This is a genomic window from Paenibacillus sp. fava2 (assembly GCF_058313675.1).
Window position 1 is genome coordinate 6,788,490 of record NZ_CM177755.1, and the last position, 17,851, is coordinate 6,806,340.

At 49.2% G+C, this 17,851-nt stretch carries 12 protein-coding genes; all 12 read right to left on the minus strand.

Annotated features, from left to right (window positions below):
* Positions 1-62 precede the first annotated feature (62 nt).
* On the minus strand, positions 63-2,945 hold the full coding sequence (locus tag AC4G46_RS29990) for an Ig-like domain-containing protein (protein WP_491125843.1): 2,883 nt from the start codon (positions 2,943-2,945) through the stop codon (positions 63-65).
* Positions 2,946-3,455: 510 nt separating this feature from the next.
* Positions 3,456-3,722, minus strand: a complete 267-nt coding sequence (locus tag AC4G46_RS29995) for a hypothetical protein (RefSeq protein WP_491125844.1) — start codon at positions 3,720-3,722, stop codon at positions 3,456-3,458.
* Between the two features lie 269 nt (positions 3,723-3,991).
* A complete protein-coding gene (locus AC4G46_RS30000) occupies positions 3,992-7,876 on the minus strand; it encodes an S-layer homology domain-containing protein (protein WP_491125845.1) in 3,885 nt (1,294 codons plus the stop codon).
* Positions 7,877-8,037: 161 nt separating this feature from the next.
* Positions 8,038-9,165, minus strand: coding sequence for a glycosyltransferase family 4 protein (locus AC4G46_RS30005; RefSeq protein ID WP_090713900.1), 1,128 nt, complete (start codon positions 9,163-9,165; stop codon positions 8,038-8,040).
* 116 nt (positions 9,166-9,281) lie between these two features.
* Positions 9,282-10,043, minus strand: a complete 762-nt coding sequence (locus tag AC4G46_RS30010) for a WecB/TagA/CpsF family glycosyltransferase (protein WP_491125846.1) — start codon at positions 10,041-10,043, stop codon at positions 9,282-9,284.
* On the minus strand, positions 10,044-11,183 hold the full coding sequence (gene csaB / locus AC4G46_RS30015; RefSeq protein ID WP_491125847.1) for a polysaccharide pyruvyl transferase CsaB: 1,140 nt from the start codon (positions 11,181-11,183) through the stop codon (positions 10,044-10,046). It lies immediately after the preceding gene.
* Positions 11,156-13,195: a DUF5693 family protein gene (locus AC4G46_RS30020; protein WP_491125848.1), complete on the minus strand. Its 2,040-nt coding sequence runs from the start codon at positions 13,193-13,195 to the stop codon at positions 11,156-11,158. Before AC4G46_RS30020 ends, csaB begins: the two co-directional genes overlap by 28 nt.
* Before the next feature lie 105 nt (positions 13,196-13,300).
* A complete protein-coding gene (locus tag AC4G46_RS30025; RefSeq protein WP_491125849.1) occupies positions 13,301-15,019 on the minus strand; it encodes a phospho-sugar mutase in 1,719 nt (572 codons plus the stop codon).
* 47 nt (positions 15,020-15,066) lie between these two features.
* Positions 15,067-15,489: a 3-hydroxyacyl-ACP dehydratase FabZ gene (gene fabZ / locus AC4G46_RS30030; protein WP_068728016.1), complete on the minus strand. Its 423-nt coding sequence runs from the start codon at positions 15,487-15,489 to the stop codon at positions 15,067-15,069.
* A gap of 358 nt (positions 15,490-15,847) precedes the next feature.
* Complete coding sequence (locus AC4G46_RS30035; RefSeq protein ID WP_221796678.1) at positions 15,848-16,078, minus strand: DNA-directed RNA polymerase subunit beta; 231 nt, start codon at positions 16,076-16,078, stop codon at positions 15,848-15,850.
* An 8-nt stretch (positions 16,079-16,086) separates the two neighbouring features.
* Positions 16,087-16,908: a flagellar hook-basal body protein gene (locus AC4G46_RS30040; protein WP_491125850.1), complete on the minus strand. Its 822-nt coding sequence runs from the start codon at positions 16,906-16,908 to the stop codon at positions 16,087-16,089.
* Positions 16,909-16,949: 41 nt separating this feature from the next.
* Positions 16,950-17,825, minus strand: coding sequence for a flagellar hook-basal body protein (locus tag AC4G46_RS30045; RefSeq protein ID WP_491125851.1), 876 nt, complete (start codon positions 17,823-17,825; stop codon positions 16,950-16,952).
* Positions 17,826-17,851: the final 26 nt, after the last annotated feature.

Here is a 17,851-nt window from a genome sequence, read left to right on the forward strand (position 1 = left end):
TTTCTATATAAAAAAAGAATAGCCTCCGAAGAGGCTATTCTGTGCTTCGTTGGAGAAGCGAATTACTTAGCAGTAAGAGTTACACTGTTATCGATATCATTAGAAGATCCGTCAGTTACACCGGAGTTATCGATAAGAGTTACCGTAACGTTGCTTACATAAGCAGCGCTCAAGTCAATCTCACCTGCAGCAGCAGAAGTGTAAGCGATGATTTCGTCAGCTTCAACTGTTCCAGAACCATTCTTATCAAAGTACAGAACATCAGCACCGTTAACGGTGTATTTACCTTGGAGTGCAGAAACCGAGACAAAGTATTTGCTGCCGGAACCGGAAGTGATTTTCACGACAGGAGCACCATTTTTGTCAAGACCCTTGGCTTCGATACCATTCACTTTGATTACGAAGTCACTTGCACTCAAACCAGTTACGGATTCAGTGAAATTAACAATCAATCTCGTAGCATCATCCACGGAAACGGAAGCGGAGGACAGCTTAGGAGCTACGCCATCAGCAAGAGCAATTCCCTGTGTAAGCTTAGGTGTGATTGTGTTACCTACGGAATCCTGAATACCAGTGATCAGGAAGTCATAACCCTTAGAAGCAGAGATACCACTTGTAGGGATGTAAACCTTAACTACCAAGTCAGCACTAGCTGTACCACTGTAGTTAGTTGTTACATAAGAACCAGCTGGCAGAGCTTTTGCATCCAAAGTGTAGTTGTTGATGTTAGTTACAGTGCTAAGATTCAAACCATTAGAGTCTTGGATTGTATAAGTGATGACTTGATCAGTTGCTCCTGTAACTGGAGCAACCTTCACTGGACCACTTACGAACACCGGCTGGCTGGAATCTGTAGTTGCAGTAGCTGTGATAGCTACAGAGTGCACTGATGCAGCATTGCCATTTAATTGTGCAGACTTATCTTTAACCAAGTTTGCAGGCAGGCGCAGTGTGTAGTTTCCAGCAGTCAAACCAGTTACTTTGAATGTTACAGTAGCATTGCTGTCGCTGTAAGCATAAGTAGCTTGTGTTACAGGAGCAGGAGTGCCGGAAGTACCGATAATAGTAACAGGGTTAGCAACACCAGTTGAGTCATTAACCAGTGTGAAGCTAGTTCCAGATACATTTACTGCTTCAGAGAACTTCACAACAAGCCCTGTCGATCCATAAGTAGCACTCGCCACAGTTGGAGCCACAGTATCTTTAGTGAAGGTAACTGCTTGAGACGAAGTAGCAGTGGTAGCATTGCCCAGAAGGTCTCTGATACCTGCAGCAATAGTAATAGTTCCGTTGAACACACCGCTAGACCAAGCTGGAGTAGTTGAAGTAGTCAAAGTGAACGTTTTGCTGTCGCTTCCAGCAGATGGTACCAAGAATCCTTGGCTAACACCACTCGAGTTCAGCAATGTGAAGACGTTGTACAAGGAAGTAATGTCAACAGCTTTGCTAAATACAACTTTAACAGTATTTTCGCCGGATACAGCAAAGCTTGTAATTGTTGGAAGTTCGACATCAGCCACCACTGTTACAGTAGTCTTAGTTGGGTTCGGCGTGATGAAGTTTCCAGCGTAATCTTTAACGTTCAGGAACGATACGTCATAAGTTTTTCCAGTAACCAGAGTTGTTGTGGTTGTCAGAATCACTTCATCCAGACTGGATCCAGTTGTTGCAGGTGCGGCTACGCCGTCTACGTAAGCAACAATAACGCCGGTTGGTGAAGAAACTACTGGTTCGCTGAATTTAACTACAACTTTGTTTGTAGTTGCTTTAGCTGTAGAAGTTACAGATGCAATTGTAGGTGCAGTAGTATCAGCTACAGTGATCAGCTGAGTGAACGGAGTCACTTCAACACCAGCGTCAGTCTTCACAGACTTAGTTACAGTAACTGTATACTGGCCTTTGAAGTATTCGCTGCCTGCTGGAGTCAACGTCAATTCAGTTTTGTCAGAAGACAATACTGCATTTGCAGTGTTGATGTTTACTGTTTCAGCACCAGTAAGTGTTGTAACAGCGATATTGTTATCAACCAGGGACTTGTCGGATGCGATTACAGTATCAGCATCGATAGCGCGGTTGAATTTGATAACCAGTTGCTTAGCGTTAGGTGTAGTAACGGATACAACCTTAGGAGCTGCAAGTGTTACCTTAGCAGTGTAGTCATGACCATTGTTCTTGAAGTTGATTGTAGTTTCAACGCCTTGAACCAGAGCAGTAGTCAGAGTTACAGTTGTAGTAGTTTTGTCAGAGAAAGTAACGAATACGCTAGTTGGGCTCAGCGCTTCAGCGGAAACTACAGTTGGAACTGTTTGCAGGTTGTCAACTGCATAAGCTGCTTCTACTACCAAAGAGCGAGTAGCGTTAGCTTTGAAGTTGGTGCCTTGAGCAACCAGACCAGCGTTGATAACTGCTTGAGCATAGCCTTTAGCCCATGCGGATGCGGAATTATCAGTTGTAGCTGGAGTTTCCAGTTTCAGAGCGCGGAACAATACAGCCGCAACTTCTTCTACTGTTACTTTACCGTTGTAATCGAAGATACCTTTAACAGTATCTTTACCTTGCATCAGGTTAGCTGCAGTAACAGCTTCGATGTAAGGAACTGCCCAGTTAGTAGCTGTGTAGCCTTTGTCTTTGTAAGACAGCTTACCAGTTACTTCAGTAAGACCGAAGAGTTTAGTAACGATCTTAGCGAACTCAGCGCGAGTCAGATCTTTTTCAAGATGAGCTTGACCGTCTGGGTAGCCGTTCAGGATACCTTTAGCTGCCAAAGCGTCGAATTTAGCTTGTGGAGTTGTTGCAGTTTCACCAAATGCTACAGAGGCAAACATCGAGAATGCCATTGCTGTAGATAATGCTACGGATAAAATTTTCTTCATAACCTTTTTTTCTCCTCCTTGGACATTCATGAACTGAGAATTTTCTTTAGTTGGGTAGCTCATGTCACTCATTAGCCGATGCACCCCCTTTCCCGAGTTGAGCATATTAAGTATAAATAATGTCTGTGACGGGTATCACAGAAACTTGTAAACAGGTTTAAGGCAGACTAATACTAGATTCCTAATTCTACCTAAGTATTATACAATGTGCCTCAAGTCACGTAAAGTTAATTTTTCCATACGCATTACCTGAACCCTTCAGGATAATGGCAAATGCCTGGTGTAATTGACTCTACATCTTAAACGCAGAAGTTTTTAAAAAGTTGCGCTTGGTTCAAAAGTTTTTTAAAAAAATTATGTGTGGTGCTCCCCGACCCGTTAGAAGATACTTTTGTATCTTCTACTAACTATTGTTAATCTTGGGCAGCTACGGGAATTAGTATAGCATAGTGCCTTTCACAACGTCATTAAGCAATATTTGTTAAGTAAATAAACATAATTAACCTATTTTAAACCCAAATCCTGGCCGACCGGCCAACAAAAAAAGCGCCGCTTGCGGCGCTTTCCTTCTATAAACATATCCTAACGGATCTTCATGGATAGCTGAATCAATTCCTGGCGCTTCTCCGGGCTGGAATTGACATTCTCGTACATTGCATCAATTGCCGAACGGTTTTCGCGGTAGGCCTTCTCATGCTTAATGGTTGTATGGGACCATTCAATTAAAGCATTCTCCGCGATAACAAGATCATTGTATGCATCATGGAATCCGGTAGCCTGCACAAGCTCTTCCATTACTTCCTGTGTAATCTCCTGCAGTGCGCGCTTTGCGGCAATTTCCTTTTCCAAAACTTTAGCTCTATTCTCAAACAGGTTCTTTGCTTTCGTGTAATCCAGTTGCGCTTTAGATAAAATCGGTTTCATCGATGGCTTTCACCTTTCAGAAAAAAATTATTTTCTAAGTTATTGTAACGTAAAACAGTGCAGATTACAAAGTTAATGTCGGCGGTATGTAAATTCCTTCAAATAGGCGGACATACATTCAATAAATAAAGTATAACCTCTTCTGTACAAAATAACCGGGCCGCGAACAGTTGTCGCAGCCCGGCGGTACTTAATTAATTGAAGGTCTTAGGGAAGATGCTGGTGCTCTTCTGTAAGAGGGCTACCGCAATTTTGCCGGCTTCCGCTCTGGTTAGCTTACCCTTTGGATTAAAATTGTATACCGGCTTGGTCTGACCGGTAACAGTAACTGCACTGCCCTCCATAATCTTAGCCTTGGATACAGCTTCGATCGCCGGACGGGAGTAGAAATCCATGCTGCCTGCGTCGACAAATGATTTGTTAAGGCTAGCCAGCAGCTTGGCATCATTGGCTGACATTTTGAGTTTGAGTGCCCGGGCAATCATAACCGCCGCCTGCTCTCTGGTGAGCGCCTGGTCCGGACCAAAGAATCCGTCGCTCAGGCCCGTGATAATACCCGCTCTTGCCGCAGTCTCTATACTCTTAAAATTCCAGGTTGTAGATACTGCTTCCGGCACGATATCGAAGAAGGTCTGCTTGTTAGTATCATAATCAAGCGGAATATTAAGACCGGTTACCAGCAGTGTAGCGAATTCACCGCGGGTTGTTGTATCATCGGCCCCGAAAGCGTCGGCGCGCAGGTTGGTCATAATGCCTTTGGAATACAGGCCGTTCAGAATATTTCTTGCCCACGGGTGATTTGTAATATCCGTAAACCCGCGGCGAAGTTTCATAACAGTGTAGTAGCCGAACTCATCAAATGGAACGGTTACGGTATGATTCTTGGTATCGACTTCCCCGCCGATGTTTTCCCATTTACCAGCATCCGTGTAACGGAACACTGTAACGGTTGAACCTACCTCATCCACAACGTTTGGACTAAATTTGAGCGTCAGCTCCCCGCGCTGGGAAGGTATGATTTTGCGGGACTGGCTGATCTGCGTGAAGTTACCCTCGATGGAATATGGGGCAACCCCGTTAGTCGCAGGCACATAACTGCTGCTTCCCTTGGTGCCTACCTCACCCAGACCACCGCTCAGCCAGTAAATATCCGATACTCTGGAAAAGTTGCTGTTGGTCGCTGATGAGGTGAACCGGAGAACCAGCTCCTGCAGAATGACGAGCTGCTTCTGAACACCTACAAATCTTTCATCAACCGGACTGACATTAATGATGTTGCCGTAATCGTTAGTACGCTCTACAACCCCGTCATTAGGGTCAGCAATCCCGAATAGCAGCTTGGTGTCAGGATAATACTTCGCAGCTCCTGAGCTGGTAAATCCCTTCATCAATGTGCCTTTAGGGAAATTGAGCTCCAATTGCTTGTTGAAAACACTATACTTTGTTGCTACCTTCTCAGCCATGTACTGCGTATCAATCTGCACTGCACTGGCGTAATAAACCGTTACTGTATCATTAAGGGTTGAATCCTTACGTACAATCTGAATCTTAATCGTTGTTGCCTTATCCGGTTTGAGTCCTACAAAGTCGTAGGTAAAACGGTTCGCCAGGTCAGAACGGGGGATCGCTTCATACTTGTCGATCATAACCTTTGTTGCGCCCTCAGCTTCAATATCAAACCGTACAAAGTTCTTATTTACAACAATCTGGTTTCCGACAGTGGCTACTGGAGCCAGGATACGGTAAGGCAGCACTTCACGGACAATTTCAATTCTTTGTGTCGTTCTCGCGCCGGTCTTATTGATCAGCTCCAGCGTATAGACATGGCTTCCCGGAGCATCGAACTTCAGATCGCGGATCCGCAGCAGGAAGTCCTTGGTTGTTCCGACATAATCATAGAGTACTGAGCCATAGGTTCCTGGTGATGTATGATCATCCTTGCTGTTTTCTTTGAGCATCTTGGTATCACCTACAGTCGTGAAAACCAAATCAGAGCCTCTGTAAAGATTAAGCGTTGTAGCTCCTCCGCCTTGCAGTACCAGATCGTAATTATCCCTTGTAGTTACATACTTACCGTCTGTATAGGTAATCTCAGCCGGCAGAGCCAGGATTGCATTACGCTTGGCATCATTCGTACGGGAATCCGTCTCGAATGCCGGACGGTTTGTTACCAGTACCGGATGAAACTGCGTCAGATTGGATACGTTTGTATCAATAATATAGATACGCAGCTCTTTGGTAATCACACGCTGGTTGCCTGAAGAGTCCATGGAAATCCCCGTGAACATCAGCGTATTTTCCCCGTATACCAGCGGACCGGCCTGATCGATCTTCAAAGTGACTTTGAATTTTGGTGCCTGCATGGTGACATTAAACTGCGGATTTGCTGGCGGCACATCCCACGAGTTGCTGTCCCTGCCGTTTATCTGGAACTGGGCTCCGGAGATATTTTCAAAACCGATATATTCTCCCTCTACAGTAATGCTTGTGGATGAATTGGAGTTATACTCGATTGTCTGGCCATCCTGCAGGTTGCTGACATAGATATAATTCTTCGATACATAAGAGACATTTACATTGAACACCGAATTGGATGTGCCATATTTAAACTGAACCTTCTGCTGGCCGTTCGAGAATCCGGTAATTCTGTATACCTCTTGGGTACCGTCAGGATCAAGTCCGGTTGCAGCAACTTTCTCAAGCTGCAGACCTTTGGTACTCAGCGGCAGATACATCGCGGTCAAAGCGTCGGTGGGCGCAACATTCGTCTCAACCAGGATGTAGAAATTATCTTTTTCCATCTGTTGTCCGTTTAACGGAAGCTTGGACACATCAGCAATGCTTTTGCCTGTTGCATAATCCGGAAGGTAGTAGATATTATCAATTACCGTTTCACCGGGAACGTAATAGTAAGATTTCACAAGAGATGCAGTATAACTGCCGAATGTTACGGTCAGCGTAAAGTCATTGCTGCCTGTAGCAATCGGAACATCCTCCGAGGTTGTGAACTTCACCAGCTTGTATGCCGGTGTAATACCGTCAGGTCCCGGAATGGTCTGCTCTTGAGTAGTTGTGATAGTTCTGATGGCAACTTCACTTGTTGTACCCGCATTAATGGTCAGCTTACCTGTACCTGAATTCCCGCCGAAAGCGGAAGCATTGTATGGAAGCAAAACTTCCCCTGACAAGCCGGCGGTAAATGTATTTTTTACCGAAAGCGTCGGCGTATTATTAATCAGAGAGTACTTGCTGCCCGCATGGACCAGATCCAGGGAAGCGTAAGGCTGGTCTGTATCGAAAAAGTATACATTACGGTCAATCGTAATTTTGTCGGAGGCATTCTGGACAATAATCTGCAGTGAGCTTAGACCCGGCTGCAGCGTCAGGGCCGGAGTGAAAAAGGTTCCATCCTCCAGCAGGGAGGTCTGAAGCGCTGTTCCTCCATTAAGTGATACGGTTACCTTGGTAGCGTTGGCTACTTTACCTTGCAGCGTAATTGAAGATACAGGAACGACCACCTGTGTGCCTTCATTCAGGTTGAGGGCAGCCGGTCCGCCCAGCACTTGGAGCGAGGTCACATAGGGTACTCTGTCATACAGGACATAAAAGGACTCAGAACGCGTCAGATTCCCCTGAAGTCCGGAGAAGGTGATTTTGTTAAAGCCGGAATACAAGGTTACACCGCTAGTTGTAAAGCGGTTGCCGGGGCTGTTCGCATCCGTTGTCACTGTCCCTGTAGTCAGCCGTGTAGAATCGGTTACCCATCTGCCTAAGCTATCCTGCGACAGCTGCTCCACGACAACCTTCATTGTGGTGGACGTTACTTGTGAATAAACACCGGTTATATTAAGCGTCTGATTACTCGTCAAAAAAACCTTATCACGGGTGATAGCATTAGCATCCCCTGAAAGGGCGCTTGGATCCAGCACTACTGTGGAGCGCAATGTCTGATCATCGGGAGTAAAATAAGTTGTGACTGCAGTCGCCGCAGCCGCCTGAGGCATATATTTGCCCGGGAACATAGAAACGATCAGAGCCGCAAGCAGCACCCAGACAAATGGTCTCTTAAAGCGTTGCATGTGTATATCTCTCCTTTGAGTTAAAGTTCTCTTCGTGACCTTCACTTTTTTCTTTATCGGTTGTTTCCGGCTATCTTGTTAGGGAGAACAGCAAAAAACTCATCCTTAAAAAGGATGAGTTTTGTTAATTTAACAATAAAAGTCTGAATAAGAGCGGTAGACTAAGATTTCGAGCTGCGCTCCGGTGCAAGCTTGAGGCGCATTCTCAGGAATAAATCAATAAGCGGACGTTTGGTTTTGCTGATAACGCCGGTAATTTCCGCACCGATCTGCAGGAAGAACAGCATCACACAGATCACCACAAAAGTAACCCAGTTGGCCTCGTACAGGGAAGCAGACGTTTGAATGACAGCCAGTACACCAAAGAAGGCGGCGATCCCGTAAATAATCAGCACCGTCTGGCGGTGGCTGAATCCAAGCTCGCGCAGGCAGTGATGCAAATGCCCTTTGTCCGGTGCAAAGATTGGCTTCTTCTGCAGCTTGCGGCGAACGATTGCAAAGAAGGTATCTGATAAAGGAACTCCGATAATCAGGAGTGGTGTAATAAAGGAAACGACAGCGATCTGTTTGAATCCGAGCAACGCCAGCAGTGCCAGACAGAACCCGAGAAACAGTGAGCCAGTATCACCCATAAAGATTTTGGCGGGATGAAAGTTGAAGAACAAGAACCCTAAAATACTGCCAAGCAGCAGCAGGCACAGAAGCGCAACCATTGTATTACCCATCAGGAAGGCCATAACCGCAATTGTAGCAATTGCTATACCTGATACTCCAGCAGCCAGCCCGTCCAGGCCGTCAATCAGGTTAACCGCATTGGTGACGCCGACAATCCAGAAAATCGTCAGCGGTACCGCAATCCAGCTCTCCAGTGAGGAATACGTATTATTAAATGGAATATTTACGAAATCAACAGTAATGCCAAAACCGAAAACGACGATGCATGCTGCAGCAATCTGACCCAGCAGCTTCACTTTGGCTGAGAGCTCGAAACGGTCATCAAGTCCGCCGATCAGAACAATCAGTCCACCGCCGCATAGCAGTGCTTTGATGAAATGAGTCTCCCGCGAAGTGAAATCGTATGGAATAATCGGCAATACGGCAAGCAGGCCTAACACAAACGCCAGAAAAATACCAAGTCCGCCGAGGCGGGGCATAATTCTCGTATGCACCTTTCGGGCATTCGGCACATCTGTGGCACCAATCTTGATAGCGAATCTCTTCACTAGCGGTGTCAGGAGAAGTGCAAGCCCCATGCACACAATAAATCCGGCGATGTATATGATTAACATTTGAAAAGTCGACCCCCATTTCTCTACCGCATTGAATTATACGCTGAACTAAAAGCAAATTCCAATTCCGTTTTTAGGCTGTTGTTCGGATATTCCCGGTAAATTAGCTCGTTTTTTCAGGCTTTTGTCACTTTATCTTTCTCACGCAGCACTTTTACTGCAAATTTCGGCAGCGCAAGCATTCTTTTATATCGTGTTGGTTCTTTCAGAAGACGATATAGCCACTCAGCCCGCAGTTTCTGGAACGCAACAGGTGCCCGTTTGCTCTTGCCGGAGATCACATCAAAGCTTCCGCCTACTCCCATCATTACAGGAATATTCAGCTGTGATTTGTATTTGGCAATCCATGGCTCCTGGCTGTCCGCCCCTCTGGCGACAAACAGCAGGTCAGGCTGGGACTTCACAATATCTGCCACAACAGCTTCGTCTGCTTCCGGACCAAAGAAGCCGTCACGGCAGCCGGCAATTACGATACGCGGATATTGAGATTGTAACCGGGAGACGGTCGCCCGAATCACTTCAGCCGTCGAACCCAGGAGATACACTTTCCAGTTATAGCTTTCGCCTTGACGCAGTAATTCATGTAAAAGGTCGAATCCCGCTACACGCTCAGCCACCGGCTCCTTGCAATACTCAGCAGCCCACACTACGCCAGTCCCGTCAGGGACCACCAGTTCTGCCGATTTCATTATCTCCATGTAGGAAGGGTTCTCCAGTGCAGCCATAACCATAATGGGATTGGCAGTAATGACCTGATGCGGCTCACGGTTACGTACGGCATCGGTCAAATAGGAGACTGTAGCCTGCATATCGGCTTTGGAAACACGTATACCAAAAATCGGTACAGTAGGCAAAATACTATCTGCTTTCACGTTCACTCATCCTTTACGGCGTAAATATTCTACAATCCGGCGGGCCGGTGCTTCAGCTTCTAGGGCCAGTGAGGCGATCAGCGGTTCCCGTTCCTGCTTCCAGGCTTCCCCCTGCTCAAGAAGCAAGAGAGTTTCCGCAGCAACCTTATCCGCCTCCAATGTGCCCGTCGACCCGACAGGTCTGGAGCGGATCCGCTCCAGGAAGTGGTCAATCTTCGGATCATAGGAGACACCCATCAGCGGCACCCGTCTGCCGGCGGCATAAATCAGGCTGTGCAGGCGCATGCCGATAAGCACATCGCACTCTGCAACCTCGCGCAGCATCTGCTGCGGATGCAGTGCATCTTCACGTATACTGACGCTTCCTCCTAATGCAGCAGCCTCTTTCTCCAGCTTCTGCATAACATAACGCGAGGCTTCATTGTCAATAGGGTGGTGAAAAGGCAGAAAACGCAGGTGAAACGGTGTTTGAGCACAGGCCTTCAGCAGGCCTTCAGCGATTGCATTCAGCTCATGCCGTGACTCCTCCCAGAAACGGACGGAAATCCCCACAGTCTTCAGTCCGGAGACTGTCTCAGCAGAGGATGCGCCCGGAGACTCCGCTCTTTGCGGCAGCTCGAGACCCATCACAGGATCGGGCACAACCTGGATATTATTTTGAATCAGCCCCATGCTCTCCAGCAGGCTGCGGGACTGTTCGTCCCGCACGGACACATAGGCGCTTTTACGGAATACGGACTTGATCAGCGGGTGGAACAGCTTGCGGTTAACCGGACCGATCCCCTGGGCATAAATAAAGGTCGGCTTCCCCATCCATTGGGCAAGCTTCAGGACGCCCAGGTAATACGGTATGGTCTTAGAACTGGTCACATCCTGCAGCAGGCTCCCCCCTCCGCTGATCAGCCCGGCGCTTTCGGCAATAGCCCGCCGAACCTCGCCCAGCTTCATCCGGTGGACAGAACTGACCCCGTAGGTGGCAGTTGTCCATTCCGGGTCTATGGATAATACGACAGGTTCAATCGTTATGCCGGCGGCTTGCGACTGTTTCTGCAACGCATTCAGAATCGATTGCAGAACGGCTTCGTCCCCGCTGTTGCGGAAGCCGTAGTAGCCGGATATTACAATTTTTTGAGCAGAGGCGACCATCGTTTCCAACACCTTTCCGCGATCTGCCAGACCGCTACGGCAATCAGGCCGATAATAAGCCCAAGACCTAATCCAAGGAGTCCGCGGATCAATGAGATCAGCACCGGAGTATGAATATGGGCAAAGGTATCAACCATGGACAGCTGGCCGATGACCGCAACAATCATAATAAAGGCGGCATTGCGGTATTTATAGGCCATAAAGGCGCCCAATATAAACAGCGGATGGGCCAGCAGGAACTCCTTATTGCGCGGCCGCACGCCAACTGTATTCTCCAGGAAGGTACGGAAAGTCATTTCAATGGAGCTGACGCTGCCGCTGTTGCCCGTACGGCTTAAATAGTACATGCCCAGCACACCGAGAACACCGGCGGCGATGACCATGGCCAGGGTAACCGGTGTACGCAGAAGCTTGCCGGTCTTGTTAAAGGCAAATTCTCCGCGGTATAAGAGTACATACAAGGCGGTCAGTCCAATAGGAGCCAGGTGCAGCAGACTGACGCCGCGGAACTGGTTAAGCACCAGACTGTAAGTAATATTGTTAAGCAGGGCAATAACAAACGGCACAGCACTCAGCGAGATAAGTGCAGTCTTGATATAGAGCACAAGGCTATGCGCCAGCCGGCGCCCGGGACTCATAACTGCATAAGTCAGTTTGTTCATCCGCAGCGGCGGCCCCTGCTCGTTGATCTTGCGGACAGCCAGCACAGTCGCAACTGTCGGTGCACTAATAGCGACTGCAAGCGCCAGTGCCTGCTCAAACAGCTCCGGCTTCAGCAGCATCAGACCGGCACTACCGGCCAGTCCCAGAATCCAGGCAGCCAGGGTAAGCCAAGGAATGAAGTACGACACAAGCAGGGCTACCATGGATACAGCGCCGATAACAGCCCCCAGCTTGAAGTAGCGCTGGTAGGAGGAATCGACGACATCAAAGGCCTCAGCCTGACCGAGTGTAAATCCGTTATCTTCAATCTTCTGTACGGCCCCGTCAGGTCCGCTTAGGCTGGTCACCAGGTTGTCCAAGGTATCTTTAATCTGAGCTGTAGTGGTATCCCGGGAAGGGATGGTATTGAGATACAGCATCCGGATGTTACGGTCCTTGGTAGCCAGGGCAAACCTGTCAGCAATGACTTCCGGAGACAGCCCGGAATCGCCTTCGCTAAGGGAATACAGGCGTGTCACATTATAATCAAGCAGATAAGCCAGCTTACCAAAGCCCTTTTGCTGGGCCTTGATATTCTCGATGGCCGCTATCCCCATCCCTCGTTCCTTAAGGAGATCAGCAAACGCGGTAAGGCTGCCGGTATCGGCATCATCCGTGAATCCTTTAACCGATTCTCCTTCGAACAGTATGCGTTTGACGCCAAGCTCCTGATAGCGGTCCAGCAGCTTCGTAACGGCTTCTTCATTATAAGCAAGAGAGTCCACCAGACGAGGAACAATGCTGAAGCCCTTCTCATGCAGCATCTCCAGATTGAACGGGTCAGGCTGGAGCGGCTTCAAGGTAGCATCTTCCAGCGGGGTTTTGATAATCAGCCCCTGCTGCCCGCGGAAGCTCCAATTTTCAGTGTCAATGCCAAGCACATCAAAAGCATCCTTAATCAGCGGTGCCAGCACCGAACTATTCTCCGTGCTCGTAAAGAGGACGTATGTATAGTTCTCATTCTCGGGAATTACAGTATCAGTCAGGTTGGCAATATCCGTTGCCCCCCACATCATCAGACGGCGGGCCTTGCGGTAATCCTCCAGCGTGCTCTCATAAATAGCCATGCTCTGAACGCCGGCTTCCTTGAGGCGGTCAAGCTGCTGTGAAATGTAATCTTTGGGATTCACACGGTAGCTGGCTACCTCCACCAGATCACGGTAATCAAATACAAACTCAACTGTCTTGGAAGATTTCTCGGTCTGCAGACGGTCATAGACAACCGGGAGAGCAGACAGAACACCGATTACTACGAGAATCCATAACCACTTGCGTGAAGTAATATTCCATTGTTGCCATTTCTGGTGCACCAAAAGTACCTCCTCTTTCACTTCCTAACTCAAGCAGAAACGGATGCGCGTCCTGTCAGGAGCAGTATCCGTTTCTGTGAGAAAGCTTCATATCGTGCAGGATTATTATTTCCCGTCGACGCGGGCCATAACCTGCTCTGTAAGGGCAGCCACCTTGTCTTTTGCATTCTGCAGCGATTCTCCGCGAACCGCAAAGTATACTTTAATCTTCGGCTCTGTGCCGGATGGGCGCAGGCAGAACCATGAACCGTCAGACAACAGATACTTGAGCACATTTTCCTTAGGCAGCCCGTTAAGGCCAAGTGAATAGTCGAGCACCTCGGTAACGGAAGCTCCGGCAATTTCCTGAGGCGGGTTGCTGCGCCAGTCACTCATAATCCCCTGGATCTGGGCTACACCGTCTTTGCCCTTAAGAGTACGTGATTCCAGGCTTTCCAGGAAGTAGCCGAACTGTTCATACAGTTCCTGAAGCACATCATACAGCGTCTTGCCCTGCGCTTTATAATAAGCACCCGCTTCGGCAATCAGCATGGAGGCAAGCACGGCATCCTTGTCGCGGGCATAGTTGCCGGCCAGATATCCGTAGCTTTCCTCATATCCGAACAGATAGGTATATTCACCGGACTGCTCGAACTGGGTCATTTTCTCCCCGATATATTTGAAGCCGGTCAGCGTATTGAATACTGTAGCGCCATAATGGGAAGCGACAGCCGCTCCCATCTCACTGGTAACGATGGTTTTGACTACAGCACCGTTGCTAGGCAGTTTGCCCTGCTCCTGCAGACGGCTCAGGTAATAATGGATCATCAGCGCTCCGGACTGGTTGCCGGACAGTACTACGAAATTGCCCTCATTATCACGGACAACGGCTCCCATGCGGTCCGCATCCGGGTCTGTCCCGATCAGCAGATCGGCGTTAAGCTCTTCGCCCAGCTTGATCGCCAGCGTGAAGGCTTCGCGCTCTTCGGGATTCGGTGACTTCACAGTTGAGAATTCGGAATCCGGCTGTTCCTGCTCCGGTACTACATGTACCTCCGTGAAGCCGATTTTCTTCAAAACGCTGCGGACCGGCAGGTTGCCTGTCCCGTGCAGCGGGGTATATACGATCTTGAAATCACGGCCGAGTGTGGAAGTAATCTCCTCACGGGCAACGCTGACGGCTGCCACTGTATCTGTGAAGGCCTCATCCTCTTGCTCTCCCAGCCAGTGCAGCAGGCCCTGGCTCTCCGCTTCTTCACGGGAAAGACGTTTAACACCATTGAAGGAATCAACCTCCAATATGTATGAAATCACCTTTTCCGCTTCATGCGGTACAAGCTGTCCGCCGTCGGCATTGTACACCTTGTAGCCGTTATATTCCGGAGGGTTATGGCTCGCAGTAATAACTACGCCTCCTGAAGCCTTCAAATGACGTACAGTAAAGCTCAGCTGCGGCGTGGAGCGCAGGGAAGAGAACAAATGCGCCTCAATCCCGTTACCGGCCAGAACCAGCGCTGCTTCCAGCGTGAATTCCGGTGAGAACCGGCGTGAATCGTGGGCGATTACGACGGATGGCCGGCCTTCGCCCTTGTGATTCTCAAGAATATAATTGGCGAAGCCCTGAGTGGCTCTGCCCACAGTATAACGGTTCATGCGGTTGCTGCCGGCGCCGATTACTCCGCGGAGACCGCCTGTACCGAATTCCAGATCTCTGTAAAAGCGTTCTTCCAGCTCCTGCGGATCATCCGCCAGAAGGTTCAGCTCTTGTTTGGTGTTCTCGTCAACAGAAGGGTCCTGCAGCCAGCGGCTTAATGTTTCTGCGGCTTTCGGGCTTAATTGAGTCATATGAATCTCTCCTTCTCCATCTATAATTTAGGGTAGTATAACTGGGATTAGCTGAGCGCGAACATAATTTCGCCGGAAGCCACAACCTTGCCGTCCACCTTGGCGGTAGCCTGGCCTTTTCCGATGCTGCCTTTAAGTCTGGTGATTTCTACCTCAAGGGTAAGCGTATCTCCCGGAACAACCTGGCCGCGGAAGCGGAAGCCGTCCAGCCCTGCCAGAAAACCGATTTTCCCGCGGTTGGCTTCAACCCCGAGAATAGCTACTGCACCAACCTGGGCCAGCGCTTCAGTAATCAGCACACCCGGCATAACCGGATAACCCGGGAAATGGCCTGCAAAAAAAGGCTCGTTTACCGTTACGTTCTTGATGCCTACAGCCCGTTTGCCCATTTCAATTTCGATAATTTTGTCCACCAGCAGAAATGGGGGCCGGTGGGGGATTATTTCCTGGATTTCATTGATATTCAGCATCTAAGCAATGCTCCTTTCGGATTTAACCGCGTCATTGGACAGTCCTCCGGCAGGCTGCAGCTGTAATCTTGCCGAACCCTGCATAAAGTTGGACTGCTCCGGTAAAAACTATAATTATCCTTCACCACCTGCAGCAGTGGAGGTTAAGATAAGGGGCTTTCTCCGCCGCACGCGGCAGCATGACGGAGAGGGCCCTTTTTGGATTGCGGAAGGTTTAGATCCGCGGTCTCCGCAAAGCTTCTAAACAGCTTCCCTGTTAAGGGTCCGCTTGTCCCTTAGTCCCCACTCATTATACATTTTCCAGTATAAAAAAGAAAACTCCCCTGTACAACAAGGGAGTTTCAAAACAACGCATAAATTAAGGTGCAAAGACCAGATCATAGACATGCTTCCATGTGCTCCACTGGAGTACATCGCTGAGTTCCCGTTTGCCGATGATGACATATCCTGCAACCAGACCGCCGGCGAGCGCAGCGATCAGCAGGAGAGGAATCAGAAACCACTGGATAATGGTCCATTTGGATACGCCGCGCCGTTTGACCGGCTGCTGCTTGTCCTCTTCAGGCTTTGGTTTATTCTGAGCACTCATTCCTTCACCTACCCGCGCATATTATTGGCCAGGCCAAGCATCTGGTCACTGGAGGAAAGCGCACGGGCAGCCAGCTGGTAAGTCCGCTGAAGCTGCATAAGCTCCGTCATTTCCTTGCTTAAATCCACATTGGACTGCTCCAGATATCCGGATCGCACGCCGAATGCCGTCTCTTCACCAGGCTGCCGCTGGAGAAAGGCCTGCCCTTCCGTTACGCCATCAGGAAGTACATAAAAATTACCGTCTACAGCCTGCAAAGCCGTCTTGCTGAGCGGTTCAACAATCATTATTGTGCCCGCCAACTGCACGGGTTCATTCTCGCCCGTTTTGGTGAGTACCCGGCCCTTCTCATCTATCGCTGCACTGACATTAGCCGGCACCCTGAGCGGGTTGCCCTCTGTGTTCAGCACCGGATTGCCTGTATTATCCACCAGCATCATCTGCTGGGCATCCTCCGGATCAGGAGTGAAATGGAAATTACCCTGACGGGTATACGCCGTATCCCCGTTAACCTGCACGCCGAACAGCCCGTTGCCCTGCAGCGCCAGGTCTGTCGGTATTCCGGTTTCCTGCAGCGGCCCTTCTTCCCAGTTGCTGGTTACCGAAGCTACACGGACTCCGAACCCGATGTTGAAGCCGAGCGGCATACTGCGGCCAGGCTGGTCATAATCCTTGGACTGCTGCTGGACGCGGGTCAGCACATCCTCAAAAGAACCTTCCTTGCTTTTGTAGCCATTCGTACTCATGTTCGCGATATTGTCCGCAATGATATCCAGACGTTGCTGCAGGCTGGACATGGAAACGGCAGCACCGATCGTCGAATTGTTCACAGGTCATTCCCTCCTAAAATGCTTGTCTGCCTTGTTCCCGGCTATACTCTGCCTACTTCATTAACAGCCTTCTGCAGGCTCGTATCATAAAATTGAATTACCTTCTGATTGGCCTCATAAGCCCGGTAAGCGGCATTCATATCCACAGTTACCTGGGTAGCATCAACATTGGAGCCTTCAATATAGCCCTGGCGCAGCAGGAGATTGTCCCCGTCTTCCGCAAAACGGATCTCTGCCGCATCTGCATCGTCAGCGTGAAAAACACCATTGCCGTCACGCACCAGCTCCTGCGGTCTTGTAACGATACTGATGCCGATTTTTGCTCCGGAAGGAAGGCCGGTAGCCGGATCCAGCAGGTTACCCTGCCCGTCCACTGCAAGATCATCCATAGGCTCTGTCAGCACAAGCGGATTGCCTGCCGCATCCAGCACCCGGAACCCTCCGGAACTGAGCACTTCTCCTGCTGCGTTAACAGTAAAGCTGCCGTTTCTTGTATATAAGTTATTTCCTTCATTATCCTGTACGGTAAAAAAAGCCTGCGGCTTGTAAGTAACCTCGCCGTCCTCGTTCACATGCTTGCCCGATCCGTCGAACAGCATGTCCGCTCCGGTTGCCGGATCCTGAATCCGCAAATCATCAGACAGCGCAAAATCAAACGGCTTGCCGCTTTCAATCAAATCGCCCTGCAAATATTGGGAAACAGCCTGCTCAGCGAATACCCCCGTGTTGAGACGGCCGATCTGCTTCGCTGTACCGCCGCTCATTGCCGAGATTAATACATCGGGAAAGGCGTGGGTTACCGTATTAACCTGCTTGTACCCCGTAGTATTTAAGTTGGCAATGTTCTGCGTCGCCGTATCGTGTCTGCGCTGCTGTGTCACCATACCGGCAGCGGCCGTATACAATCCTCTGATCATGCGGGCAATTCCCCTTCCTCAATCTG

Coding starts and splice junctions, on each gene's coding strand:
- AC4G46_RS29990 (WP_491125843.1), bottom strand. CDS start 2,945: ATGAGTGACATGAGCTACCCAACTAAAGAAAATTCTCAGTTCATGAAT.
- AC4G46_RS30000 (WP_491125845.1), bottom strand. CDS start 7,876: ATGCAACGCTTTAAGAGACCATTTGTCTGGGTGCTGCTTGCGGCTCTG.
- AC4G46_RS30005 (WP_090713900.1), bottom strand. CDS start 9,165: ATGTTAATCATATACATCGCCGGATTTATTGTGTGCATGGGGCTTGCA.
- csaB (WP_491125847.1), bottom strand. CDS start 11,183: ATGGTCGCCTCTGCTCAAAAAATTGTAATATCCGGCTACTACGGCTTC.
- AC4G46_RS30025 (WP_491125849.1), bottom strand. CDS start 15,019: ATGACTCAATTAAGCCCGAAAGCCGCAGAAACATTAAGCCGCTGGCTG.
- fabZ (WP_068728016.1), bottom strand. CDS start 15,489: ATGCTGAATATCAATGAAATCCAGGAAATAATCCCCCACCGGCCCCCA.
- AC4G46_RS30035 (WP_221796678.1), bottom strand. CDS start 16,078: ATGAGTGCTCAGAATAAACCAAAGCCTGAAGAGGACAAGCAGCAGCCG.
- AC4G46_RS30045 (WP_491125851.1), bottom strand. CDS start 17,825: ATGATCAGAGGATTGTATACGGCCGCTGCCGGTATGGTGACACAGCAG.